The organism is Longimicrobiaceae bacterium (genome assembly GCA_036375715.1).
Taxonomy (GTDB): domain Bacteria; phylum Gemmatimonadota; class Gemmatimonadetes; order Longimicrobiales; family Longimicrobiaceae; genus DASVBS01.
The window spans coordinates 159083-183394 of record DASVBS010000065.1 but is presented as its reverse complement, the minus strand read 5'-3'; the positions used below and the strand labels follow the sequence as shown (position 1 = coordinate 183394).

Sequence of the window (24312 nt, the reverse complement as noted above, 5' to 3'; positions counted from 1 at the left end):
CGGCCCGCAGCGTGCACCATGGCAAGGGCATGGACGCCTTTTTCAGGGACCTCACGCGCGCGGTACAGCTCGCCGATATCGCGGACATCCTGCTGGTCGCGGCATTCTTCTTCGTGGGCATCACCTGGTTGCGCCGGAGCAGCTCGGGGAGCGCGGCGCGCCGTATCATGGCCCTCTGCGGGCTGCTGGCGATCGTCTATCTCCTCGCCGACATCGTCCACCTCTACCTCTTCCGCCAGCTCCTCCAGCTCGTTTCGATCGGCTTTCTGATCGCGGCGGTGGTCGTCTTCCAGTCCGACATTCGGCGGCTGCTCGATCGCCTCGGCGCCTGGGGGGACACGCAACGGCAGGAGTCGCAGGCAGGAGGCACGACGGTCGATACCCTCATCGAGGTCGCGAACCGCCTTGCCGAGGATCACGTAGGTGCGATCATCGCCCTGAAGGGTCGCGATTCATGGGATCCGCACATCCAGGGCGGGATCGAGCTGGACGGGCTGGTGAGCCGACCCCTGCTCGAGAGCATCTTTCAGCCAGAGAGCGCGGGTCACGACGGTGCGGTGCTCCTGGAAGGCGATCGAGTGGTCCGCTTCGCCGCCCACCTGCCGCTGGCGTCTCAGATTCCTGAGGTGAGCCGCTATGGAGGCACCCGGCACGCAGCGGCGCTGGGGCTGGCGAACGAGACCGACGCCTTCGTTCTGGTGATCTCCGAAGAGCGGGGGACCATCAGCGTCGCTCAGGACGGTACTCTCACGGAGATGGAGTCGCTCTCCGAGCTGTCGCAGCGCCTCATTCACTTCTGGAACGAACACTACACTGAAGGAGGGGATGGGAGGCCCGAGTGGAGGAGCCGCACGACGCTGGAGACCGCGGCGATGTCGGTGGGCTTCGCCGTGCTCACCTGGCTGCTCTTCTCCTTCAGCGCCGACACAGTGTCCCGCACCTTCGCGGTTCCGATCGAGTTTCGGAACCTGCCGCCGGAATGGGCATTGGTGAGCGATACCGTTCCCACGGCAATGGTGACGCTGAGCGGGTCCGAGCAGGCGTTCGGCCGGCTGGATCGCGGTGAGCTGGTGATCTCGTTCGATCTGTCGCAGCCCGATTCCGGCACCAACGTGCTCCCCATCACCGCGGAGAACCTGACGCTCCCCTCGGGGCTGGAGCTGGTCCAGGTCCGCCCGTCGGAGATCAGGGTGGAGGCTCAGCCCCAGATGGCCATCGACGTCCCGATTCAGGTTCGGACCCGACAGGCACTCGCCGATACTCTCCAACTGACCACCGAGCCGCGCACCGTGACGGTCCTCCTCGCCGAGGACGTAACACCGCCCACTGCCATTCCCACAGAGCCGATCGACCTCGGACGACTGCTCCGCGTGGGAACGACCACCGCGAGCCTGAGCCTTCCGGCGGGAGTCCGCCTGGCGCCGGATGAGGAGGGGGAGGTGGCCGTCGTGCTGCGCCGGCGTGGCGTCCGGTCGTCCCGATAGCCGAGATGGCGCGCCGATCTTTCCCTGCACAAGACCCTGGACAAAATATTGATCCAGTCATATGATGACTGTGCCATCCCATCATCCTGGCTACGGGCGTCCAGCTCCGGCCCATCCCGAACAGAACTCCTCCGATCGCGGATCTGTGCGCGCTGCGCACTTCCCGCGGGCGCTACATATGCTAGATCGGAGGTCGGCGTCCTCGCTATCGACCGCTTGGCCGGCGCGGTGAGAACGCTGATTCACCGAACTCCCGGCCGGTTGGCCCGGAAGGTCCGGGTACGCGGACGGGACCCAGGAAAAGTGAGGGAGGCATGCGCACCCACGCGGCTCCCGGTCGGATCTACCTCATACCGCTGCTGGCGGTGGTGACCTTGGCAGCCTGCTCCACGTCACGTCGAGCGCGCGACATCGGTCCTCGAGAGCAGGTAACGATCGGCTACGACCGGGTCGATTCCGAGGATGTGACCGGGTCGGTTGCCTCGCTGACCGCGGAGGAGATCGAGACGATGCGCGTCACGCGGGTCGAAGAGCTCATCCGGGACCGGATGCCCGGCGTGCTGGTGACGCGTATGCCGAACGGAGACTACTCCTTCCGCATTCGGGGGACGCGCTCTCTGATCGGAAGCAACGAGCCCCTGCTGGTGATCGACGGGATGCCGATCAACCCCAGTGTGATGCACGCGGCGCTGGCGAACCTGTCGCCGGGAAACATTGCCCGCATCGACGTCCTGAAGGACGCCGGCTCGACCGGTGCGTACGGCGCTCGCGGCGCGAACGGTGTGATCCTCATCACGACGACGGCCTACAACCAGCGCTAAAAAGTTCGTCGGGGAACCACTCCCCTCACAGACTCGCCTTACCCACGAAGCATGGGTATACCTGCTCGGTCGTGAACCGCGTGGATTCTGTCGATCGGGGCTTGGGTCGGCCCCGAAATGGAAAGGTTTGACAAGGAAGAGGGATCGCGATATCGTTGACGCGCTTCTTTGAGCTACATCCGGGGTGCGGTAGAAGGCCGCGCCCCTTTCATCGATATCTCGACTCCCGCGTCGGGCTCTTGGAGCCCCTCGCCGCAGGCATACATCGCGTTGTTCCGATAGCCGGGTTGGTAGAGCAGTCCGGAAGCAGGATCACGGATCGTAGAAGATTTCGTCGAGGCCCTTCTCAGACCGTTCTGACCGCTTCCCCTACACATAAGACCGCACGTTGATCTGGCGGCCGTCGCCGCCTTCCCCAAGGCCCTCTCCAGGAGCGCCCTAGAATACCTGCGTACATCCCTGACTCGATCTCGGACCACACGGTTGTCCCACGGCCGGCGAGGGCCGGCCATTCTTCATCGATCCACCTAAGGGGAGACCTATCGATGAAACGTCTGGTGTTACTCCTGCTGGCTGGGCTGTTTACGGCCTCGCAAGCAGCGGCGCAAAGCACGGGTCAGGTCACGGGGGTCGTGACCGATGCCGCGGGGGCGCCGCTGGATGGCGCGGCAGTGACGCTCGGAACGGCCGGGCTGGGCGCACTCACTGATGCGCAGGGCCGCTTCACCATCACCAACGTACCCGCCGGCACGCACCAGGTCCGCGCGGGGAGGATCGGCTACTCGGAGCAGACCGCGACGGTAACCGTGACTGCCGGGCAGACCGCGACCGCAAACTTCACCCTCTCCCAATCGGCGATTGACCTCGAGGGAATCGTGGCGGTCGGCTACGGCACGCAGCTCCGGCGCGACGTCACTGGCGCCGTCGGATCGGTGAACCAGGAACAGGTCCGCGAGATCGCGACGACCAACGTGGCCGAGACGCTCAAGGGCCGGGTGCCGGGTCTGGACATCCGCACTGACGGGTACCTCCCCGGTGAGACCCCGGTGATCCGCATCCGGGCGGCCCGCTCCCTCTCCGCCAGCAATGACCCACTCATCGTCGTGGACGGGTTCCCCATCGCCGGCGGCCTCAACGACATCAATCCGAACAGCATCGAGTCGATCGAGGTGCTCAAGGACGCCTCCGCCACCGCAATCTACGGCTCGCGCGCGGCGAACGGCGTCATCCTGATCACCACCAATTCCGGTCGTGAGGGACCGACCCGCGTCACCTACGATACCCGCTTCGGCGTTCAGGGCATCAGGAAGCACGTGGAGGTCTTCGATGCCGAGGAGTTCGCCGACTTCAAGCGTTGGGCGGCCCGCCGCGTGAACAAGTATCCCTGCGAAGGCTACACCGTTTGCGACGAAGGTGACGAGGCGATCTTCAACGCCGACGAGCTCGCGGGCTACCGGGCGGGGGTCGACACCGACTGGAAGGACATAATCTCGCGGACTGGCCAGTTGATGGACCACCAGCTGACCGTGACGGGCGGTAGCGCCAGCACCCAGTTCGCCATCGGCGGCAACTACCTGCAGGAGAAGGGCGTCACGCTGGGCACCGGCTTCGTGCGCCGGGGCGCCAACGTCAGCCTGAACCACACCGCCGGACGGCTGCGGGCGGGCATTTCGGCCAACATCAGCAACTCGAACCAGGACAACGGCCGCGGTGCCGGTCTGTGGTCCGAAGTGGCTCAGCTCGTTCCGTATGGCTCGCCCTACAACGAGGACGGGACCATCCGGCCGCAGCCGACCACGGACGCCCAGCGCTGGAACCCGCTGGCGGACGTCCAGCACTGGAAGGACAGCAACCTTCGCACGCGTACCTTCGGAAATGCCTTTATCGGCTATGAGCTGCTCGATGGGCTGACCCTGCAGACCACCTTCGGCGCCGACCTGACGCACCGGCGGGACGGCACCTTCCGCGGCTCGAACAGCTCGCCCTTCCGCGGCAACAACAACGACGCCACGCTCTGGCGCAACGATATCTTCAGCTGGATCTCGACCACGCAGGCGACCTACGATCGGCAGATCGGCGACATCCATCGCATCAACCTGACCGGCATCTACGAGGTCTCCCAGCAGAAGGAGTCCACCTCGGAGGGCCGCGTCCAGAACCTTCCCTACGAGCATCAGCTCTGGTACAACCTGGGCACCGCGGGAACGGTTACCGGGGTGAGCAGCAGCCTGCGTGAAGAGGCGCTGCTGTCCTTCATGGCCCGCCTCAACTACACGCTGCTCGACCGCTACTACCTGACCCTGACGGGGCGGCAGGACTGCTCCAGCCGTCTGGCCCCGGGCAACAAGTGTAGCTTCTTCCCCTCCGGTGCGGTGAAGTGGCGCGTCTCGGACGAGGCCTTCATGCTCAACCAGGGCCTCTTCACCGAGCTGTCGCTGCGTGCCAGCTACGGTCTGACGGGCAACAGCGCGATCAGCCCGTACCAGACGCAGGGTAGCCTCAGCCGGACCGTCTACTCGTTCGGTGACGTCGGTGCTTATGGCTACCGGCCCGGCGCGCTCGCCAACCCTGAGCTGGGTTGGGAGAAGACCGCGCAGTTCGATCTGGGCATCGACCTGGGAATGTTCGACAACCGGGTCAGCGGCACGATCGACCTGTACCAGCAGCACACCACGGACCTGCTGATGGACCGGCAGCTGCCCTGGACTTCGGGCTTCGGCGAGATCACCGAGAACGTGGGTGAGACGCAGAACCGTGGTATCGAGGTGGCGCTCTCCACCATCAACCTCGACGGCTGGAACGGCATCCGCTGGACCACCGATGTGAGCTGGTCGATGAACAAGAACGAGATCGTAAGCCTCTACGGCGGTAAGGAGGACGATCCGGGCAGCGGCTGGTTCATCGGCAAGCCGATCAACGTGCTTTACAACCTGAAGAAGCTGGGGATCTGGCAGCTGGACGAGGCGGAGGAGGCAGCCCGCTACAGCCGTCAACCCGGCGACATCAAGGTGCTGGATGCCGATGGTGACGGTGACATCGACGGAAACGACCGCGTCATTCTTGGCCGGCACACCAACTTCCCGCTGTGGACGGGAAGCCTGACCAACCGCATCGACGTCGGCGCGTTCGACTTTTCCGTGCTCGCCTACGCGCGTTGGGGCTACACCATCCGGACGGACGTGTGGCCGGGGCAGATGTCAGGTCGCTACAACCAGCCCAAGCTCGACTACTGGACTCCCGAGAATCCGACCAACGCGTTCCCGAGCCCGAACCGCGACTCCGAGGGCGCGATCGACGCGGAAGCCGTCCGCTACTTCGACGGCTCGCACTGGCGGATCCGGAACATCACGCTTGGCTACACCGTTCCGCAGTCGCTGCTGGAGCGGATCGGTGGTGGAACCGCGCTGCGCATCTACGCGCAGGCACAGGATCCCTGGGTCTTCACGGACTTCCCGGGCGTGGATCCGGAAGGAGCCGAAGGGAACACCGTTCCGAGCTACCGCAGCCTGCTGATCGGTGCAAGCGTCGGCTTCTGATTTCACGCTCGAGCGCGGACGGGATCGCCCGCGGGTGAACCCAACCGTGCTTCGGCCGGCGAAATCGATCCATATGCGTTCCAATTCTAGAGTCCATAGACGATGAAATTTCAATTCACGAGATCGGTCGCGCTCGTCGGTGTGGCGGTCCTCGGCCTGGGGGCCTGCATCGACCTCGACGAGCGAGTGGTCTCCGGAGTTACGGCAGACTACTTCGAAACGCCCGAAGGCCTCCGCGACGCGGTGGAGGCGGCCTACAACGGTCTCTACGGTCACTACGCCCAGGAGCGGCACTTCGCGATGCAGGAGTACGGCATCGATATCTGGGCGATGGGCGCGGACGGCAGCCACAAGCAGTGGAACCTGTACGATCAGCGGCTGAATGCCACGACGGCGTACGCCAACGATCAGTGGAACGCCAGCTATCAGGCGATCAACGCGGCGAACGCGGCGATCAGCCGTGCCGCGGCCCTGGAAGGCGGGATGTCGGACGAGGAGAAGAACCGCCTGGTGGCCGAGGCCCGCTTCCTCCGCGCACTCTTCTACTTCCATCTGGTGCGTCACTACGGCGCCGTACACGTGACGCTGGAAGAGACCCAGGGCGTGATCACTGAGGCGCACCGTACGCCGGAGGCGGAGGTGTATAGCCAGGTCATCATCCCCGACCTGGAGTTCGCGATCGCGAACCTACCGCTCGAGCAGGAGGTGTACGGCCGGGTCACCAGAGGAGCCGCCCAGCACCTGCTGGCGGTGGTCTACCTGACGCGCCTGGCGGACGGCGATCCCGCACGCGCCGAAGCGCTGGCCAAGGAGGTGATCAACTCCGGTGTCTACCAGCTCCAACCCTCGTACCAGGAGCTCTGGGATATCGAGAACATCGAGAACTCGGAGATGATCTTCACGGTGCAGTCGAGCGGTGACCCGCTCACCTGGGGGAGCGGCAACCGCTGGCACCTGTACTGGAACATGACCTACGACGGCGAGCCGGGAATGACCCGCACGCTGGAGTACGGCCGGCCGTGGCGGCGCGTGCGTCCCTCGGCGTTCTTCATGGACTCGCTGTTCAACCGGGCGGCCGATTCGCGTTACCTCGACTCCTTCCGCTTCGTCTGGTATGCGAACTTCGAGCCCACGATGCCTGAGGGGATGCAGCTCGGCGACACCGCCATCTTCCTGGCGCAGGTGAAGACGAGCGAGTTGGACCGCGACCTCTACTGCAACAAGAAGTACGTCATCTACACCGAGCCGGACGACTTCTGGAACCCGAAGTCGCGGCCGCTGGGTGATGCTTGCCCGGCGCTGAAGGGCGAGTACAACACCAGCACCTTCCCGGTGATGCTCAAGCACGTCGACCCGCTGCGGCCGGCGGTCAACACCGAGGAGGGGCGGCGTGACTTCCCGGTCTATCGACTTGCCGAGACGTACCTGCTGGCCGCCGAGGCGATCATCCGTCAGGGCGAGCGGCTGGACGAGGCGGCGGAGTTCGTGAACGCGGTGCGCCGGCGGGCGGCGCGACCGGGGCATGAAGCCGAGATGGAGGTGACCGCCGCCGACATGACGCTCGACCTCATCCTGGACGAGCGGGCTCGCGAGCTGTACGCGGAGGGTCACCGCTGGTTCGACCTGAAGCGCTTCGGCAAGCTGGTCGAGATGGTGCGGCGCCGGAATCACGAGGCCGCTCCGAACATCCAGGATTTCCACGTGTTGCGGCCGATTCCGCAGTCGCAGATCGATCGTACGCGGAACGAGGACGGCTCGGAGTTCGGTCAGAATCCGGGTTATTGATCCCGTTCACAGCGGTGGTTTGAAGGCCCGTCCGGCTCGGCAGTCTGGAGCCGGACGGGCCTTCTGTTTGAGCCCTCCCGAAGTCCCCCCTTTGACATGTTTGCGCCCATCGCATATGTTCGCCCCTGCAAACGCAACATGCCTGGCGATGGCGCTCGCCGCTGCACCTCCCGCGACGAGCCGCCGCGCAGATTACCCTACAGCTCGGATCTGACCTTATCGCGCTACCGATATCGTGAACCGAGAGGCTGTGCCCCCCGTGCCGGCCTTCTCAATTCCGAGCCAGACCTGACAGCAAGAACCGTCCGCAGCCGGAACTCGATTCTCGAGCAGGAGAGTCTGCCGTGCGGGGTCGCTCCCTTGTCCGGTCCGTACAACCTCCACCGTCGCGCACGCGGAAGCGTTGCGCTCCTCGTCCGACCTGCTCCCCGCGGTCGGTGCAGGTACCCCTACAGATCTCCTCCGCCACCCCTCCCCCCTCTGGCGGACCCCCAACTGCAAGCTCTTCTCGCTTCGTTTCGCCGTACCCCGGCCGGCATTGTGCCGACCATCCTTCATCGATCTCACACAAGGAGAACCATCGATGAAACGCTTCGTGCTCCTCCTGCTAGCCATATGCTTTACGGCTACGCAGGCGTCTGCGCAGGCAGGCGGACAGATCACGGGTCAGGTCACCGATGAGGGTGGCGCGCCGCTATCTGGCGCAACGGTCACCGTCGGTGAGGACACCGGCTTGGGAGCGGTCACCGACCAGAGTGGCCAGTTCACGGTGTCCAACGTCCCTGCCGGCACCCACCAGGTCAGAGCAGGCCTGATCGGCTACGAGACGGAGACGCAAACGGTGACGGTGACTGCGGGCCAGACTGCCACCGTGAGCTTCCAGCTCGCCGCGTCGGCGGTCGAGCTCGAAGGGGTGGTCGCGGTCGGCTACGGCACCCAGCAACGGCAGGATGTCACCGGGGCGGTCGCTTCGGTGCGCGCCGAGGAGATCGCGCAGATCCCCACGCCGAGTGTGGGTGAGGCGCTCAAAGGTCGCGTTGCGGGGCTGGACGTGCAGACCAACGGCTACGTCCCCGGAGACGCGCCGGAGATCCGCATTCGCGGCGAGCGTTCGCTTTCAGCGGGCAACGATCCGCTGATCGTCGTGGATGGCGTCGCCATCGCGGGCGGTCTCAACGACATCAACCCGCAGACGATTGCCTCCATTGACGTTCTCAAGGACGCGTCGGCCACCGCGGTCTACGGCTCGCGCGGCGCCAACGGGGTGATCCTCATCACCACCAAGTCGGGGCAGGGGGGAGGCACCCGCGTCACCTACGACACCTACTACGGCGTCGAGCAGATCCACAACATGGTGGAGGTGTTCAACGCCGAGGAGTTCGCGAACTTCCGTCGCGAAGCGGTGCGTACCACAGGGCGCTACGTCTGTCCCGAGGGTCAACTCTACTGCGAGGAGGGGGATCTCGTCGCCTTTACTGCCGGTGAGCTGGAAGGCATGCGCAGCGGGGTCGACGCCGACTACCCGGATCTCATCTCCCGTAACGGAGCGATCCAGAACCACCAGCTCACCATCACCGGCGGCAACGAGAGCACTCGCTTTGCCATCGGCGGGAACTACCTCTACGAAAAAGGCGTCACCATCGGGCAGAACTTCATGCGCCGGGGCGCCAGTGGCAGCATCGAGCACACCTCCGGTAGGCTCAACGCGGGGCTGACCGCGAACGTCACCAACTCTTTCCAGAACATCGGACGGGGAGATGGCATCTGGGGCGAAGCTTTGTCGATAGATCCTCTCGCGCCGGCCTTCGACGAGAACGGAGAGCCGCTCGCGTTCAACACCCCATGGGACGCGCAGATGTGGAACCCGCTGGTCGATGCGCTGCACCGCAAGAACGACCGGCTGCGCACGCGGACCTTCGGGAACGCTTTCGTCGCGTACGATCTGACCGACGCGTTGAACCTGCGGACGGTCTTCGGCGCGGACCTCACCTTCGTTCGCGCGGGTGAGTTCGTCGGCGCGTTGACCGACGATTTCAAGGGGAGCAGCAATCGCGCCGAGGTCCAGCGAAGCCAGACGCTCAACTACGTCTCCACGACGCAGCTCAACTACAACAAGCAGTTAGGCGACAGGCACCAGGTCGACGCCACGCTGCTCTACGAGATCCAGCGCCAGCAGGAGAACATGACGGAGGCAACCGTCCAGGATCTGCCTTATGAGTACCAGCTCTACCACAACATCGGCACCGCGGGGCGGGTGACCGATGTCGGCGCGGATCTCGAGGAGTGGGTGCTGCAGTCCTTCATGGGGCGCGTCAACTACACCTTGCTGGGTCGTTATTACCTGACCCTCACCGGCCGGCAGGACTGCTCCAGCCGCCTCGCCCCGGGAAATAAGTGCGAGTTCTTCCCGTCGGGTGCCCTGAAGTGGAGGCTCAGTGACGAGCCGTTCATGCAGAACCAGTCGCTGTTCACCGATCTGAGCATCCGCACCAGCTACGGCCGGGTGGGCAACACCGCCATCGCGCCCTATCAGACGCAGGGTTCGCTCGGCCGCACCGTCTATTCGTTCGGTGGTGAAGGCGCGTTCGGCTTCGAGCCCGCCGATCTCGCGAATCCCGAGCTGGAGTGGGAGAAGACGGACCAGTTCGATGTCGGTGTCGACTTCGCGATGCTCAACAACCGGTTGAGTGGCGCGATAGACTTCTACCGCCAGGATACGCACGACCTGCTGATGGAGCGGCAGCTCCCGGGCAGTACCGGCTTCACCAGCGTCCTGCAGAACATCGGTGAGACCCGCAACACCGGCGTGGAGGTGGCGCTCTCGACGGTGAACCTGGACAACTGGCACGGGATCACCTGGACCAGCGACATCTCCTGGACCAAGAACAAGAACGAGATCGTCAGCATCTACGGCGGCAAGGAGGACGACGTCGGGAACGAGTGGTTCATCGGCAAACCGATCGACGTCCACTATGAGCTGGAGTTCGCCGGGATCTGGCAGCTCGACGAGGCGGAGGAGGCTGCCAAATACGACCGCCGTCCGGGCGACGTGAAGGTGGTCGACCAGGACGGGGACGGCCGCATCACTGCGGACGGCGACCGCGTGATCATTGGCCGCCACCCCGACCATCCGGCCTGGGTGGGCAGCTTCTCGAACCGCATTACGTTCGGACAGTTCGACCTGTCGGCGCTGGCCACCGCCCGTTGGGGCTACATGGTCGACACCAACACCTGGCCGGGCCAGATGTCGTCTCGCTACAACCAGCCGAAGATCGACTACTGGACTCCGGAGAATCCGAGCAACCGCTGGCCGCGGCCGAACCTCGACTCCGAGGGAGCGGTCGACGCCGGGGCACTCCAGATCATGGACGCCTCGCACTGGCGCATTCGCAACATCACGCTCGGGTACACCGTGCCTTCGTCCGTTCTGGGACGACTGAGCGATGGGAGCTCCATGCGCGTTTATCTGCAGGCGCAGGATCCCTTCCTCTTCACCGACTTCCCCGGCTTCGATCCGGAGGGAGGAGACAACACCGGCGTGCCGAGCTTCCGGACGCTGCTCATCGGTGCTTCGGTCGGCTTCTGACGCCGGGCGCGAGATCGCTGGTCATGTGCTCCACCTGAGCCGTGCCCCGCGCTCGACGCACGAACCTGCATAGCCCAGAACACGAAGAATAGAGATGAAATCCATACAATCACTCTCGATCGGCCTCGCCGCGGTCATGGCGTTGACGACCGCGACCGCCTGTGTCGATCTCGACGAGAAGATCGTCGCAGGCGTGACGGCGGACTACTACGAGCAACCCGAAGGTTTCGAGGCCGCGGTGAATGCCGCCTACGCCGGGCTCTGGCACCTGTACGGCCAGGAGCGCGACATGACCTTCCTGGAGTACGGTACCGACATCTGGGCGGGAGGCGCCGACGGTAGCCGGAAGCAGTGGAATACCTACGACGCCCGCATCGACCCGCGGGAGACATGGCTGCGGGACATCTGGAACGATGTGTATCGGCACATCAACACCACCAACGCAGTGGTAGGGCGAGCGGCGAACCTCGACCCCGCCGTCGTCGACGAGGCGACCAAGACCTTGCGGGTGGCGGAGGCACGCTTTCTCCGCGCGCTGTACTACTTCTATCTCCTGCGCTACTTCGGCGACATACCGATCTCCCTGGAGGAGACCACCACGGTGACCAACCAGGCGCGCCGGGCTCCGGTGGCGGAGGTCTACTCGACCGTGATCATTCCGGATCTGGAAGCAGCAATCCAGGCGCTACCGCCTACGGCGGATCCCGGTCGGGCCACCAAGGGAGCAGCGCAGCACCTTCTCGCCCTCGCTCTTCTCTACCGGAACGAGCCGGGTGATGCGGAGCGCGCGGAGCAGCTCGCAAAGGAGGTCATCAATTCGGGAGTTTACTCCCTGATGCCGAAGTACTCCGACATCTGGACGCTGGAGAACGAGGCGGGCCCGGAGGTGGTCTTCTCTCTCCAGTCCACCAACGATCCGCTCACGCGCTCGAGCGGCAACCGTTGGCATCTCTACTGGGGGATGGTCTATGACCTCGAGCCTGGCATGACCCGTACGCTCGAGTACGGGCGTCCCTTCCGCCGGCTGCGGCCATCCGGCTACATGCTGGATTCCCTCTGGGATCGGAGCATCGACGACCGCTACGACCTGAGCTTCAACCACGTCTGGTTTTCCAACAGCGCCAACCGGCCCGAGGGGATGGAGCTCGGGGACACCGCGATCTTCCTGCCGAAGGTCAAGACCTCCGAGCTGGATCAGGCTGTGTACTGTGGCAAGCCCTACGTGATCTACACGGAGCCGGACGACTTCTGGAACGCGAAGGCGAATCCGATTCCGAACTGCTCCAACGTCAAGGGCGAATACAACCCGAGCAAGTTCCCGGTCCTCAACAAGTACCTGGATCCCACCCGCCTCTCGCTGAACGAGGAGATCAGCCAGCGCGACTTCCTCGTCTACCGGCTGGCTGAAACCTACCTGCTGGTGGCGGAGGCTCTGGTCCGCCAGGGCAAGCTGGACGAAGCCGCGGAGTACGTGAACGCGGTCCGCGTGCGGGCGGCCAAGCCCGGCTTCGAGGAGGAGATGAAGGTGACCGCGGCCGACATGAGCCTGGAGTTCATTCTGGCCGAGCGGGGCCGCGAGCTCTTCGGCGAGGGGCACCGCTGGTTCGACCTGGTGCGCTTCGGCAAGCTGGTCGAGTATGTCCGCGCCAGGAACATGGACGCGGCGCCGAACATCCAGGATTACCATACCCTGCGGCCGATTCCGCAGTCACAGATCGACCTGACGCGGAACGAGGACGGCACGCCGTTCCCGCAGAACCCGGGATACGGGGTAGCGGAGGAGTAGCCCCGCCGCGCTGGCTCCTCCGCCAGCGGTTTGAGCCGCTGGCGGAGGGGCCGGGTAGGAAAGGTGAAGGGCGGGAGGCCTGTACGGCTCCCGCCCTTTCCGCTGTCGCTTCCTGTTTTCGTTCCCTGTTCCGGTTTCGTTTTTCCGAGTTCCTGTTCCGGGTGCCTGTTCTCGCTTGCCGCGCAGTACGCCCGCTCGTGCGGTCGGGGACCGGGTCGAAAACCCCCGGCTGGATGCCCGGGCGAAGCGAGTCTGTTCTCCCGGATCGCCCCGAGGCGATTGACAGGAGTGGGGGTGCAGCGATATCTCCCCAGCCGGGCTCATTGTGACTCGTCCTCGGTGAATTGCATGTCCCATCGACCGTTCCACCCGGAGACGCTCGCCGTCCGCACGCAGGCCGCGCGCGGGCCCGAGCGCGAGCACTCCGTACCGCTCTACCTCACTTCCAGCTTCGTCTTCGACAATGCGGAGCAAGCGCGGGCGCTCTTTGCCGAAGAGGAAGTTGGCAACGTCTACAGTCGCTACTCCAACCCCAACATCGACGAGCTCGTACGGAAGCTCTGTGCGCTCGAAGGCGCGGAGGACGGCATCGCCACAGCCAGCGGTATGGCGGCCGTGTTCGCCACCTTCGCGGCGCTGCTGAGCGCGGGTGACCACGTGGTCGCGTCGCGCGCGCTGTTCGGATCGACGCACCAGCTCCTCACGCGGGTGCTTCCGCGCTTCGGCATCACGGCGAGCTACGTCGATACCACCGCCACGGCGGCTGACTGGGAAGCTGCCATGCGCCCTGAGACCCGCATGGTCTTCGTCGAGACCCCCTCCAACCCGGGGCTCGACCTGATCGACATGGCGCAGCTGAACGGCCTGTGTCGCGCGCATGGCGCCCTGCTGGTGGTGGATAACTGCTTCGCCACACCATACCTGCAGCGACCGATCGATTTCGGGGCCGATATCGTGGTTCACTCGGCCACCAAGTTCATCGACGGGCAGGGGCGGACGCTCGGCGGGGCAGTCCTCGGCTCGGGGGAGCTGATGCGCGAGCTGCGCTTCTTCGCTCGGCACACCGGCCCCGCGATCTCGCCCTTCAACGCGTGGGTGCTCTCCAAGAGCCTGGAGACGCTGGCGGTGCGCATGGACCGCCACTGCGAGACGGCGCTGGCGCTGGCGCGGCACTTCGAGGGCCACCCCGAGGTCGAGCAGGTACGCTATCCGTTCCTGGAGAGCCATCCGCAACACGAGCTCGCGCGGCGGCAGATGCGGGCGGGCGGCGGCATAGTCGTGCTCGTGATCCGCGGTGGATTGGAGCGCGCTCGCCGCTTTCTCGACTCGGTGCGGATGCTCTCGCACAGCACGAACCTCGGCGATACGCGCAGCATCGTCACCCACCCAACCTCCACGACGCACTCCAAGCTGTCCGAGGAGGAGCGGCAACAGGTGGGTATCGTGCCCGGGCTGATCCGCATCTCCGTCGGCCTCGAGCACCCGGACGACATCATCGGGGATGTTGAGCACGCGCTGACGGCTTCGGCCTGAGCCTTGCTGTACTTCTGGCCAGGGCCGCTTGACGATTACAGAGACTATGGTTATCGTCCGATAGTCTAAAGTGTGGGAAAATCTACGAACCGGATCGGTTTCGTGAATCGCTACTCTGCCTGCTGCGCGTGTTGTATGTGCGCCTGTCCCCGCTGTCGAGGGGCCGGGGCGGAGAGCCATTGCGCGATGGTGGACGACGTAAGCCGATAGCGTCCGATCCGGAGACAAAGGCAGATCGCCCCGGCCCGCGCGTACGCGGACCGGGGTTTTCTTTTTCCTGCAGCAACGAGTCAGATGCCCGCACAGCTCGCCAGGGAGTTCGAAGAAGAGGCGGTCCAGCCGTGGCTGGTCAGCCAGGTGGTGGTCAGCGGTCCCGTGCGCGATTCGCTGCGGGCTCACGCGACGCGGGCTTACCCGGAGGAGGCCTGCGGTCTCCTCATAGGCCGCATCGAGGCGGAGGAGGTGCTGATCACCCGCGCGGTCCCCTGCCCGAACCAGGCGCCGCTTGCGGAGCGGCACCACCGCTTCAGCATCGACCCGCGGGCGGTCATCAACGTGCGGCGCACGCTGCGCGGAAGTCCCGAGTCGGTCGTGGGCTTCTATCACTCCCACACGAACGGGCGGGCGGTCCCCTCGGCGCTCGATGTGACGCACATCCGCCTCTGGCCGGAAACGGTCTGGGTCATCGTACCGGAGGGGGGAGAACCCGGAGCGGCCCCCAGGGCGTGGTGGCTCGACGAAAGAGAGGCGGAGGTGAGGGAGTTGACCATCGAGGTGGCGGCGCTCGGCTCGGGCCGGCTCGTCTGCCCTGAATGAGAAGCTGTATCGTGTCCACCAGCGCAATGACCCCTCGTTCCGCCCGTGCGGCGAGGCCGACTCAGCTCGGTTTCGCCCGGATGTGTGCTTGTTGCTGCGGCTGCACCTGCTGTCCCGCGTGTAGCGGGGCCGTGGCATCGGAGCGCGCGCCCGGCGGGCGCGGCGGATAGCGGATTGCTAGGTAATACGCCATTCAACGTTCCAGGCCACGGCACACATCGGCGCCGTGGCCTTTTTTCATGGCCTCATTGAAGGAGAACCGAGTTGACGTACGTGATCGCCGAGCCGTGCATCGGGACCAAGGACGCAAGCTGTGTCGAAGTGTGCCCGGTGGACTGCATCTACGAGGCGGAGGACATGTACTACATCAACCCCGAGGAGTGCATCGACTGTGGGGCGTGCGAGCCGGAGTGCCCGGTGCAGGCGATCTTCCCGGACACCGACGTCCCGCCGGAGTGGGCGGAGTACATCGAACGGAACCGGGCGCTATCCGGCGCCTGATGCGGGTTTCCGCGGCGACCGTCACGCCGCCCCCGCCGCATGGCGGACGCCCAGCGCCGCCAGACCTCGACAAGAGCGAATTAACGGAAGGTTTTATGAGCACGATCGTCGATGATGTGGCCCTGAGCGAGGTCGAGAGGCTGAAGGAGGAGAGCCTCGGTCTGCGCGGGGGGCTCGCGGCGGAGCTGGACAACGACAGCAGTCACCTCAGCGAGGCGTCGAAGCAGATCCTCAAGTTCCACGGCTCCTACCAGCAGGAAGACCGCGACCTGCGCAAGGAGCGGAAGAAGGCGGGGCTGGAGCCGGCTTATCAGTTCATGGTCCGCTCCAAGGTACCGGGCGGGGTTTTGACCGCGGCCCAGTACCTTCTGCACGACCGCCTGGCGGACGACTATGGCAATGGCACCCTGCGGATCACCACGCGCCAGGGCTTCCAATTCCACGGTGTGCTGAAGGGGAACCTGCGACGCCACATTCACGAGCTGAACGACGCCCTGGTGACCACCTTCGGAGCTTGCGGCGACGTGGTCCGCAACGTGGTGACCTGCCCGGCGCCGATCGCCGGCGGCCTGCGGGAGGAGGTGATCGAGTGGGCGCGTCGCATCCGCGATGAGACGCTCCCGCGCTCGCGCGCATATCACGAGATCTGGATCGAGGGGCAGTCGGTTACCCGCGAGGAGGCAGAGCCCGACCCGCTGTACGGCGAGCGCTACCTGCCCCGGAAGTTCAAGATCGGGTTTGCCTTTCCCGACGACAACTGCACCGATGTGCACTCCAACGATCTCGGGTTGCTGGTGATCCCCGAGAACGGTCGCATTCGCGGCTTCAACGTGCTCGTTGGTGGTGGTCTGGGGATGACGCACAACAAGGCCGACACCTATCCGCGCCTCGCCGACCCGCTCGCTTTCGTCGAGCCGGACGAGCTGATCGACGTGATCAAGGCGGTAATCGGAGTGCAGCGCGACTACGGCAACCGGGTGAACCGCAGACGCGCGCGTCTGAAGTATGTGCTGGACGAGCGCGGGCTACCCTGGTTCCGCGAGCAGGTGGAGAGTTATCTCGGCCGACCGCTGCAGGACCCCCTGCCCGTCGAGGTCTCCGGCATCGAGGACCACCTTGGCTGGCACGAGCAGGGAGACGGTCGCTGGTTCCGGGGGGTGTGGGTGGAGAACGGGCGCGTGCTCGATCGCGAGGGGCTGCGGCTGCGCATCGCGATCCGCGAGGTGGTGGCGCGCTTCGGTGCGGACATTCACCTCACCACGCAGCAGAATCTCCTCCTGGTCAACATCGCTCCGGAGGACCGCAGTGCGGTCGACGACATCCTCCGCACTCACGGTGTGATCGCGCCAGAGGAGCTGACTCCGGCCAGGCGCTGGTCGATGGCCTGCCCGGCGATCCCCACCTGCCCGCTCGCGGTGGCGGAATCCGAGCGCGTGCTTCCAGGCATCATGGACGAGCTGGAGGTCGCGCTCTCCCGGATCGGGCTCGCCGACGAGACGATCTCCGTCCGTATGACCGGTTGCCCCAATGGGTGCGCCCGGCCGTATACGGCCGACCTGGCTTTCGTGGGGCGGTCGTTGAACAAGTACGTGATCTACGTGGGAGGCAACCTGGAGGGTACGCGACTCGGAACCGAGTACGCCAGCCTGGTCCCACTCGATCAGCTGGTCACCACCGTACGCCCATTGCTCGAGCGGTTCCGGGACGAGCGGCGGGAAGGGGAGCGGTTCGGTGATTTCTGGAACCGCGTGGGCGTGGAGCCGCTGGAGCCAGCGGGAGCATCCCGATGAGCGCCGCGACACTCGCCCCGGAGGCACGGCCTTCCTCAGCCGCAGCCTGGAGGGCGCTGAACGAAGAACTGGACGACGCGCCCGTAGAAGATATTCTACGGGTAGCGATCCATGCCTTCGACCCCGCGAAGCTCGCGGTGGTCTCGGCATTCGGGCCCGCCAGCCTGGTGGTGCTGTACCACATCTCCCGCCTGGCTCCGCGCTTGCCGGTGATCTTCATTGATACGCTCCACCATTTTCCGGAAACGCTGGAGCACGTGGAGCGGGTCACACGGCATTTCGGTCTCAATCTGGAGGTCTATCGACCGGCCGCCACGCGGGATAAGTTCGAAAGCCGGTACGGTCCCCGTTTGTGGGAACGTGACCTGGACCTCTATCAACGCGTCTCCAAGGTCGAACCCTTCCGCCGAGCGACGGCGAACCTCGACGGCTGGATTACTGGACGGCGGAGGGAGCAGTCGGAGACCCGCGCCCATCTCCCGATTTTCGAGGTGGGTGACTGGATCAAGGTGAACCCGCTCGCCCGCTGGACGCGGGGGCAGGTCTGGAACTTCATTCTCGACCACGGGATTCCTTACAATCCGCTGCACGACCTGGGATACGCCAGCATCGGCGACGCCCCTCTGACAACCCCCGTGCAGGTGGGGGAACCGGAGCGGGCGGGGCGCTGGAGGGGCCTGGGCCGGACGGAGTGCGGGATTCACCAGCTGTAACGACTGCTACCTTCAACCAGAGAGGACACGATGTCGGGTACGACGACGCAGAGCACGCCGATCGAGAACCGGGGTTACGCTCACCCCGAGGCACTCGTCAGCACCGACTGGGTGGCTGAGCACCTGAACGACCCCTCGATCCGGATCGTCGAGTCCAACGAGGATGTGCTGCTCTACGACACCGGGCACATTCCCGGGGCGGTGAAGATCGACTGGCATGCCGACCTGAATGACCCGGTGCAGCGCGACTACCTGACGCCGGAACGCTTCGCCGAGCTGATGAGCTCGAAGGGGATCTCGCCGGACACGACGGTCGTCTTCTACGGGGACAAGAACAACTGGTGGGCGACCTACGCGCTCTGGGTGTTCCAACTCTTCGGCCACAACAAGGTCAAGATCATGGACGGCGGGCGGAAGAAGTGGGAGGACGAGGGCCGTGAGCTCACCACCGAGGTGCCGCAGTACCCGCGCACCGAGTACCCGGTACCCACCCGCGACGACTCGGCAATCCGCGCCTTCCGCGAGGACGTCCTCGAGCACCTGAAGCGGGGGAATCCCCTGGTCGACGTTCGGAGCCCGGACGAGTACAAGGGCCTCAAGCTGCACATGCCCGAGTATCCGCAGGAGGGGGCGCTGCGTGGGGGACATATTCCCACTGCGAAGAATGTCCCCTGGGCGAGGGCGGCCAATCCGGATACCGGGGAGTTTCGCAGCGCCGATGAGCTGAAGGCGATCTACGAGGGCGAGATTGGCCTGAAGAAGGACGACGACGTGATCGCGTACTGCCGGATCGGGGAGCGCAGCAGCCACACCTGGTTCGTGCTGAAGTACCTGCTGGGCTTCGACAAGGTGCGCAACTACGACGGCTCCTGGACGGAATGGGGCAACATGGTGCGCGCGCCGATCGAGAAGTAAGTGCGAAGCGGCGATAGCGGTCGAAAGGCCGGGAGGGCGAGCCCGCTCTCTCGGCCTTGCCTTGCGAGCTCCGGCGCGGTGGCTCTCGATGCGGAACGGGTATGGAAGCTGCTCGTCGCGCGGGCGCAGCCGGACGACTGGCCGCCCGCGCCTTACCGGACCCATCCTGAACGAATGAAGTCACCCGCATGACGTGGGAAGGCTGGTTCACACTGCTGGTGGTGGTGGCGGTGGTCGCGGTCATGGTGTGGGATGTGGCCCCGCCGATGGTGGCCATTCTGGGTGGCGACGTCGCCCTTCTCCTGGCGGGTGTTATCACGACGGAACAAGCCTTCGCGGGCTTTTCCAACCCTGCCCCGATCACCGTGGCGGCGCTCTTTGTGGTGGCCGCGGCCGTGGAGAAAACCGGAGCCTTGCAACCGCTCATCGCCGCGATTCTGGGGAACGGTGACGGTGGTCGCCCGCGGTTGCTGCGCCTACTGGCGCCAACGGCTGCCGCCTCGGCGTTCCTCAACAACACGCCGATCGTTGCGATGTTGACGCCGCAGGTGTCGGATTGGGCCAGCAAGAGGGGCCTGTCCGCGTCGCGCTATCTGATGCCGATCAGCTTCGCGACGATCCTCGGGGGGGTTCTCACTCTGATCGGAACGTCCACCAATCTGGTGGTGTCGGGCTTGATGCAGGCATACGGTCTCGAGCCGATGGGGATGTTCGAGATCACGCGGATTGGCCTGCCAGTCGCCGTTACGGGGATCACCCTGCTGGTGTTGCTCTCCCCGATTCTGCTGCCGGAGCGGCGGCCCGCGCGTGTTCAGTTCGAGGAAGAATCACGGGAGTACGTGGTTCACCAGGTGGTGGCACCCGGCGGTCCCCTGGACGGGCAGACGGTGGAGTCGGCGGGGCTACGCCACCTGCAGGGGGTCTTCCTGGTCGAGATCGAACGTGCGGGCGAGACCATCGCCCCCGCGACACCGAACACGCTGCTGCGCGGCGGCGATAGGCTCGCGTTCGTAGGCCAGGTCGATCTGATCCGGGATCTGCAGATGATCCGCGGGCTCATTCCCGCAGAGCAGCATCACGCCGCCTGGCTCGACGGATCCGACCATACCTTCTTCGAGGTGGTGATCAGCGGCACCTCGCGGCTGGTGGGTTCGACGCTCAAGGAGTCCAACTTCCGCAGCCGATATCAGGCGGCAGTGCTGGCGATGCATCGCGCGGGCGAGCGTGTGCAGGCGAAGCTGGGTGAGGTGGTGTTGCGTGCCGGTGATACGCTGCTCCTGGTGGCCGACAGCGGCTTCGCCGATCGCTGGCGCAACCGAAGCGACTTCCTGCTCGTCTCCCACCTGGGCGGATCGCCGCCGCCGAGCACGCGGCAGGCCTGGTTCGTCGGGATCGTGACGGCAGGTATCGTCGCCCTGTCCGGACTGGGATTGGTTCCCATTGTGCACGCAGCGATTCTCGGGGCGATCACCCTGGTGGTGGGAAAGGCGTTGTCACTGCCCGAGGCGCGCCGTGCGATCGACATGGACACCCTGGTCGTGATCGCCGCCTCGTTCGGGATCGGCTCGGCGCTCGAGAATTCGGGTGTTGCGGCGTTGCTTGGAAGCTCGATCGTGGAGACGTTTCAGTCGGCTGGTGCGCTGGTGGTGTTGCTGGGGGTGGTGCTCTCCACCATTGCCCTGACCGAGCTGATCACCAACAACGCGGCCGCGGTCCTGATGTTCCCGATCGCCATGGCCGCTGCCCGGCAGATCGATGCTGACCCTCGCCCGTTCGCGATCGCGTTGGCGGCGGCGGCTTCGGCGAGCTTTCTGACGCCGATCGGGTACCAGACCAATACCATGGTCTACGGTCCGGGCGGATATCGATTCGGGGACTACTTCCGTCTCGGGTTTCCGCTGACGCTGACGGTGATTCTCACCATCGCACTCTTTGTCCCGTTATTCTGGTCGTTCTAAATGACTATTCCACAGCCGAAAGATTCGTTCGAGCTCGACCCCTCAGCGGGTGATCAGACGGGCTACTCGTATCGCCAGAGTCACCTGGCCCAGCTCGAGAGCGAGGCGATCTTCGTGATGCGCGAGGTCGCGGCGCAGTTCGAGCGGCCGGTGATGCTCTTCTCGGGCGGCAAGGATTCGATCGTCATGGTGCACCTGGCACGCAAGGCTTTCTGGCCAGGGAAGTTCCCCTTCCCGCTGCTGCACATCGACACCGGGCACAACTTCCCCGAGACCATCGAGTTCCGCGATGCCATGGTGGCGGAGGTCGGTTGTGAGCTGATCGTGCGCTACGTGCAGGACTCGATCGACCAGGGTCGATGCCAGGAGGAGCCGGGACCGAACCCGAGCCGCAACGCGCTGCAGACCGTCACGCTGCTGGATGCCATCCGAGAGCTGAAGGTCGACGCCGCCTTCGGCGGGGGGCGCCGCGACGAGGAAAAGGCGCGTGCCAAGGAGCGTTTCTTCAGCCACCGCGACGCCTTCGGCCAGTGGGACCCGAAGAACCAGCGCCCCGAGCTGTGGAATCTGTTCAACGGTCGCAAGAACCTGGGCGAGCACTTCCGCGTCTTCCCGCTCTCCAACTGGACGGAGATGGACGTCTGGCAGTACATCGCGCAGGAACAGATCAGGCTTCCCAGCATCTACTTCGCGCACCAGCGGGAGGTGGTGGAGCGCGACGGAATCCTGCTCGCGGTGGGCGAACACAACCGCCTGGTCGGCGATGAGCGCTCCGAGATCCGGACCGTCCGCTGCCGCACCGTCGGCGACATGACCTGCACGGGAGTCTGGGAGAGTACCGCGTCCACCGTGGAGGAGATCATCCAGGAGGTCGCCGCCGCCCGCGTTGCCGAGCGCGGCGGTCGCAGCGACGACAAGCGCAGCGAAGCGGCCATGGAAGACCGGAAGCGCGCGGGATATTTCTGAGATTCTGCCGTATTCGAGATCGCGCGCGAATTACGAATTACGAATTACGAATTACGAATGATTACGGATGCTGCGATACGATGAGTCTGAGGGAGATCCGCCGCGCCAAGGAAATTGAGTTCTACGGTGGGCTCGACTTCGGTAGTCGTAATTCGTAATTCGTAATTCGACAAAAATCGGAGACGAATGATTCAGACTGCCACATCCGCGGCGCCCGACATGGATCTCCTCCGCTTTACCACGGCGGGGAGCGTCGATGACGGAAAGAGCACGCTCATCGGGCGGCTGCTTTACGATACCAAGAGCATCTTCGCGGACCAGCTCGAGGCGATCGAACGGACCTCGCGGCAGCGCGGGGAAGGGTACGTGAACCTGGCGCTCCTCACCGACGGTCTGCGCGCCGAGCGGGAGCAGAACATCACCATCGACGTGGCCTATCGCTACTTCGCCACGCCGAAGCGGAAGTTCATCATCGCCGACACGCCGGGGCACGTGCAGTACACCCGGAATATGGTCACCGGCGCCTCCACGGCGGAGCTGGCGATCGTGCTCGTGGACGCGCGCAAGGGGGTGCTCACGCAGTCCAAGCGGCACGGCTTCATCTCGAGCCTCCTGCGCATTCCGCACATCGTCGTGGCCGTCAACAAGATGGACCTGGTGGACTACGACGAGGAGGTGTACGAGCAGATCGTCGCCGAGTACCGCGAGTTCGCGCAGAAGCTCGATATCTCCGACCTGACCTTCATCCCCATCAGTGCGCTGCACGGCGACAACGTGGTGGAGAAGAGCGAAAACATGCCATGGTACGACGGCAGCACGCTCCTCCACCACCTGGAGACGGTGAATGTCGGCGTGACCCGCAACCTGGTGGATTTCCGCTTCCCGGTGCAGTACGTGATCCGGCCGCACCAGGACTTCCGCGGGTTCGCCGGGCGGATCGCCTCGGGGACGGTGCAGCCCGGCGAGGAGATCGTGGTCCTGCCGAGCGGCCACGGCAGCCGCATCGCCAGCGTGCAGTCGGCCGACGGTATCCTGGACGAGGCCGCCGCGGGTGAGTCGGTTGTGATCACCCTCGAGGACGAGATCGACGTCAGCCGCGGGGACATGATCGTACGGAAGAAGAACGTCCCCTCCATTGCCAACCGGTTCGAGGCGATCATCTGCTGGATGAACGAGAAGCCGCTCGACCGGAACATTCCGTATGTGTTGATGCACACCACGCGGCAGGCGCAGGCGTTCGTGAGCGATATCGTCTACCGCATCGACGTCGATACGCTGCACCGCGAGAAGGTGCCGACCTTCGGCCTGAACGACATCGGTCGGGTGGAGATCACCACCAGCCTGCCGCTCTTCTTCGACCCTTACGAGCGCAACCGCCAGACGGGTAGCTTCATCCTGATCGATCCGCACACCAACGTCACGGTGGCGGGCGGGATGATCCGCGGCGAGGTGAAGGAGGCGCCGCAGCCAGCGGAGAGGCCTGCGATCCGGGCCGTTTCACCGGATGTGGTCTGGCAGTCCTGGAACATTCCGCGCGAGGAGCGTGAGGCGAGGAACGGTCACGGCGCGGCGGTGGTCTGGTTCACCGGCCTCTCCGGGTCCGGCAAGAGCACGATCGCTCGCGGCGTGGAGAAGGAGCTTTTCGCCCAAGGGCACCAGACGATGCTCCTGGACGGAGACCAGGTGCGACACGGCCTCTGCGGCGATCTCGGCTTCTCGGACGCGGACCGGCGGGAGAATCTGCGCCGGGTGGGAGAGACGGCGCGGCTCTTCTTCGAGTCGGGCGATATCGTGCTCTGCACCTTCGTTTCGCCCTTCCGAGAGGACCGGGAGCGAATCCGCGCTCTCTTCCCGGAAGGCCGGTTCATCGAGGTTCACGTGGCCGCCGACCTGGAGACCTGCCGCAAGCGCGACCCCAAGGGCCTGTACCGCAGGGCGCTGGCGGGTGAGATCCGGGACTTCACAGGCGTGAGCAGCCCCTATGAGGAGCCGGAGGAGCCCGAGCTGCGCCTTGACACCACCGCTCAGTCCGTGCGGCAGTCGATCGAGCAGGTGATAGAGGCGCTGCGGCGAGCGGGGGTGTTGCGGAGCTGATAGGCGGAGCGCGGGTGCCAAGCTTGCA

At 65.1% G+C, this 24312-nt stretch carries 15 protein-coding genes; all 15 read left to right on the top strand.

Annotated elements, in window-relative coordinates:
* The first annotated feature begins 29 nt into the window (after positions 1-29).
* The 15 genes from VF167_14260 (at position 30) to cysN (ending at position 24284) form a co-directional block, all read left to right on the top strand.
* Positions 30-1484 (top strand): diadenylate cyclase, encoded by a 1455-nt coding sequence (locus VF167_14260; GenBank protein HEX6926581.1) that lies wholly within the window; start codon positions 30-32, stop codon positions 1482-1484.
* 314 nt (positions 1485-1798) lie between these two features.
* A complete protein-coding gene (locus VF167_14255; GenBank protein HEX6926580.1) occupies positions 1799-2305 on the top strand; it encodes a TonB-dependent receptor plug domain-containing protein in 507 nt (168 codons plus the stop codon).
* Between the two features lie 545 nt (positions 2306-2850).
* Complete coding sequence (locus VF167_14250) at positions 2851-5841, top strand: SusC/RagA family TonB-linked outer membrane protein (GenBank protein ID HEX6926579.1); 2991 nt, start codon at positions 2851-2853, stop codon at positions 5839-5841.
* Positions 5842-5943: 102 nt separating this feature from the next.
* Positions 5944-7626 (top strand): RagB/SusD family nutrient uptake outer membrane protein, encoded by a 1683-nt coding sequence (locus tag VF167_14245; protein HEX6926578.1) that lies wholly within the window; start codon positions 5944-5946, stop codon positions 7624-7626.
* Positions 7627-8209: 583 nt separating this feature from the next.
* Entirely contained in the window at positions 8210-11212 is a 3003-nt protein-coding gene (locus VF167_14240) for a TonB-dependent receptor (protein ID HEX6926577.1), read from the top strand.
* A 94-nt stretch (positions 11213-11306) separates the two neighbouring features.
* Complete coding sequence (locus VF167_14235) at positions 11307-12998, top strand: RagB/SusD family nutrient uptake outer membrane protein (protein HEX6926576.1); 1692 nt, start codon at positions 11307-11309, stop codon at positions 12996-12998.
* 348 nt (positions 12999-13346) lie between these two features.
* Positions 13347-14531 (top strand): O-succinylhomoserine sulfhydrylase, encoded by a 1185-nt coding sequence (locus tag VF167_14230; GenBank protein HEX6926575.1) that lies wholly within the window; start codon positions 13347-13349, stop codon positions 14529-14531.
* A gap of 294 nt (positions 14532-14825) precedes the next feature.
* Positions 14826-15347 carry a M67 family metallopeptidase gene (locus VF167_14225; GenBank protein ID HEX6926574.1) on the top strand — a complete coding sequence of 174 codons (522 nt, stop codon included), beginning with the start codon at positions 14826-14828 and terminating at the stop codon, positions 15345-15347.
* A 273-nt stretch (positions 15348-15620) separates the two neighbouring features.
* Positions 15621-15848: a ferredoxin family protein gene (locus VF167_14220; GenBank protein ID HEX6926573.1), complete on the top strand. Its 228-nt coding sequence runs from the start codon at positions 15621-15623 to the stop codon at positions 15846-15848.
* A 95-nt stretch (positions 15849-15943) separates the two neighbouring features.
* On the top strand, positions 15944-17638 hold the full coding sequence (locus VF167_14215) for an NADPH-dependent assimilatory sulfite reductase hemoprotein subunit (protein HEX6926572.1): 1695 nt from the start codon (positions 15944-15946) through the stop codon (positions 17636-17638).
* A complete protein-coding gene (locus VF167_14210) occupies positions 17635-18351 on the top strand; it encodes a phosphoadenylyl-sulfate reductase (GenBank protein HEX6926571.1) in 717 nt (238 codons plus the stop codon). Before VF167_14215 ends, VF167_14210 begins: the two co-directional genes overlap by 4 nt.
* Positions 18352-18381: 30 nt before the next feature.
* Positions 18382-19266 (top strand): sulfurtransferase, encoded by an 885-nt coding sequence (locus VF167_14205; GenBank protein ID HEX6926570.1) that lies wholly within the window; start codon positions 18382-18384, stop codon positions 19264-19266.
* A 188-nt stretch (positions 19267-19454) separates the two neighbouring features.
* Positions 19455-21224, top strand: coding sequence for an SLC13 family permease (locus tag VF167_14200; protein ID HEX6926569.1), 1770 nt, complete (start codon positions 19455-19457; stop codon positions 21222-21224).
* Positions 21225-22190, top strand: a complete 966-nt coding sequence (gene cysD, locus VF167_14195; GenBank protein HEX6926568.1) for a sulfate adenylyltransferase subunit CysD — start codon at positions 21225-21227, stop codon at positions 22188-22190.
* 186 nt (positions 22191-22376) lie between these two features.
* Positions 22377-24284, top strand: a complete 1908-nt coding sequence (gene cysN / locus VF167_14190; protein HEX6926567.1) for a sulfate adenylyltransferase subunit CysN — start codon at positions 22377-22379, stop codon at positions 24282-24284.
* Positions 24285-24312: the final 28 nt, after the last annotated feature.

Bases quoted from the DNA above. Each gene is read 5' to 3' on its own strand.
- VF167_14200 (HEX6926569.1), top strand. From the start codon at position 19,455: ATGACGTGGGAAGGCTGGTTCACACTGCTGGTGGTGGTGGCGGTGGTC.
- VF167_14260 (HEX6926581.1), top strand. From the start codon at position 30: ATGGACGCCTTTTTCAGGGACCTCACGCGCGCGGTACAGCTCGCCGAT.
- VF167_14245 (HEX6926578.1), top strand. From the start codon at position 5,944: ATGAAATTTCAATTCACGAGATCGGTCGCGCTCGTCGGTGTGGCGGTC.
- VF167_14250 (HEX6926579.1), top strand. From the start codon at position 2,851: ATGAAACGTCTGGTGTTACTCCTGCTGGCTGGGCTGTTTACGGCCTCG.
- VF167_14210 (HEX6926571.1), top strand. From the start codon at position 17,635: ATGAGCGCCGCGACACTCGCCCCGGAGGCACGGCCTTCCTCAGCCGCA.
- VF167_14230 (HEX6926575.1), top strand. From the start codon at position 13,347: ATGTCCCATCGACCGTTCCACCCGGAGACGCTCGCCGTCCGCACGCAG.
- VF167_14225 (HEX6926574.1), top strand. From the start codon at position 14,826: ATGCCCGCACAGCTCGCCAGGGAGTTCGAAGAAGAGGCGGTCCAGCCG.
- VF167_14255 (HEX6926580.1), top strand. From the start codon at position 1,799: ATGCGCACCCACGCGGCTCCCGGTCGGATCTACCTCATACCGCTGCTG.
- VF167_14205 (HEX6926570.1), top strand. From the start codon at position 18,382: ATGTCGGGTACGACGACGCAGAGCACGCCGATCGAGAACCGGGGTTAC.
- cysD (HEX6926568.1), top strand. From the start codon at position 21,225: ATGACTATTCCACAGCCGAAAGATTCGTTCGAGCTCGACCCCTCAGCG.
- cysN (HEX6926567.1), top strand. From the start codon at position 22,377: ATGATTCAGACTGCCACATCCGCGGCGCCCGACATGGATCTCCTCCGC.
- VF167_14235 (HEX6926576.1), top strand. From the start codon at position 11,307: ATGAAATCCATACAATCACTCTCGATCGGCCTCGCCGCGGTCATGGCG.
- VF167_14240 (HEX6926577.1), top strand. From the start codon at position 8,210: ATGAAACGCTTCGTGCTCCTCCTGCTAGCCATATGCTTTACGGCTACG.
- VF167_14215 (HEX6926572.1), top strand. From the start codon at position 15,944: ATGAGCACGATCGTCGATGATGTGGCCCTGAGCGAGGTCGAGAGGCTG.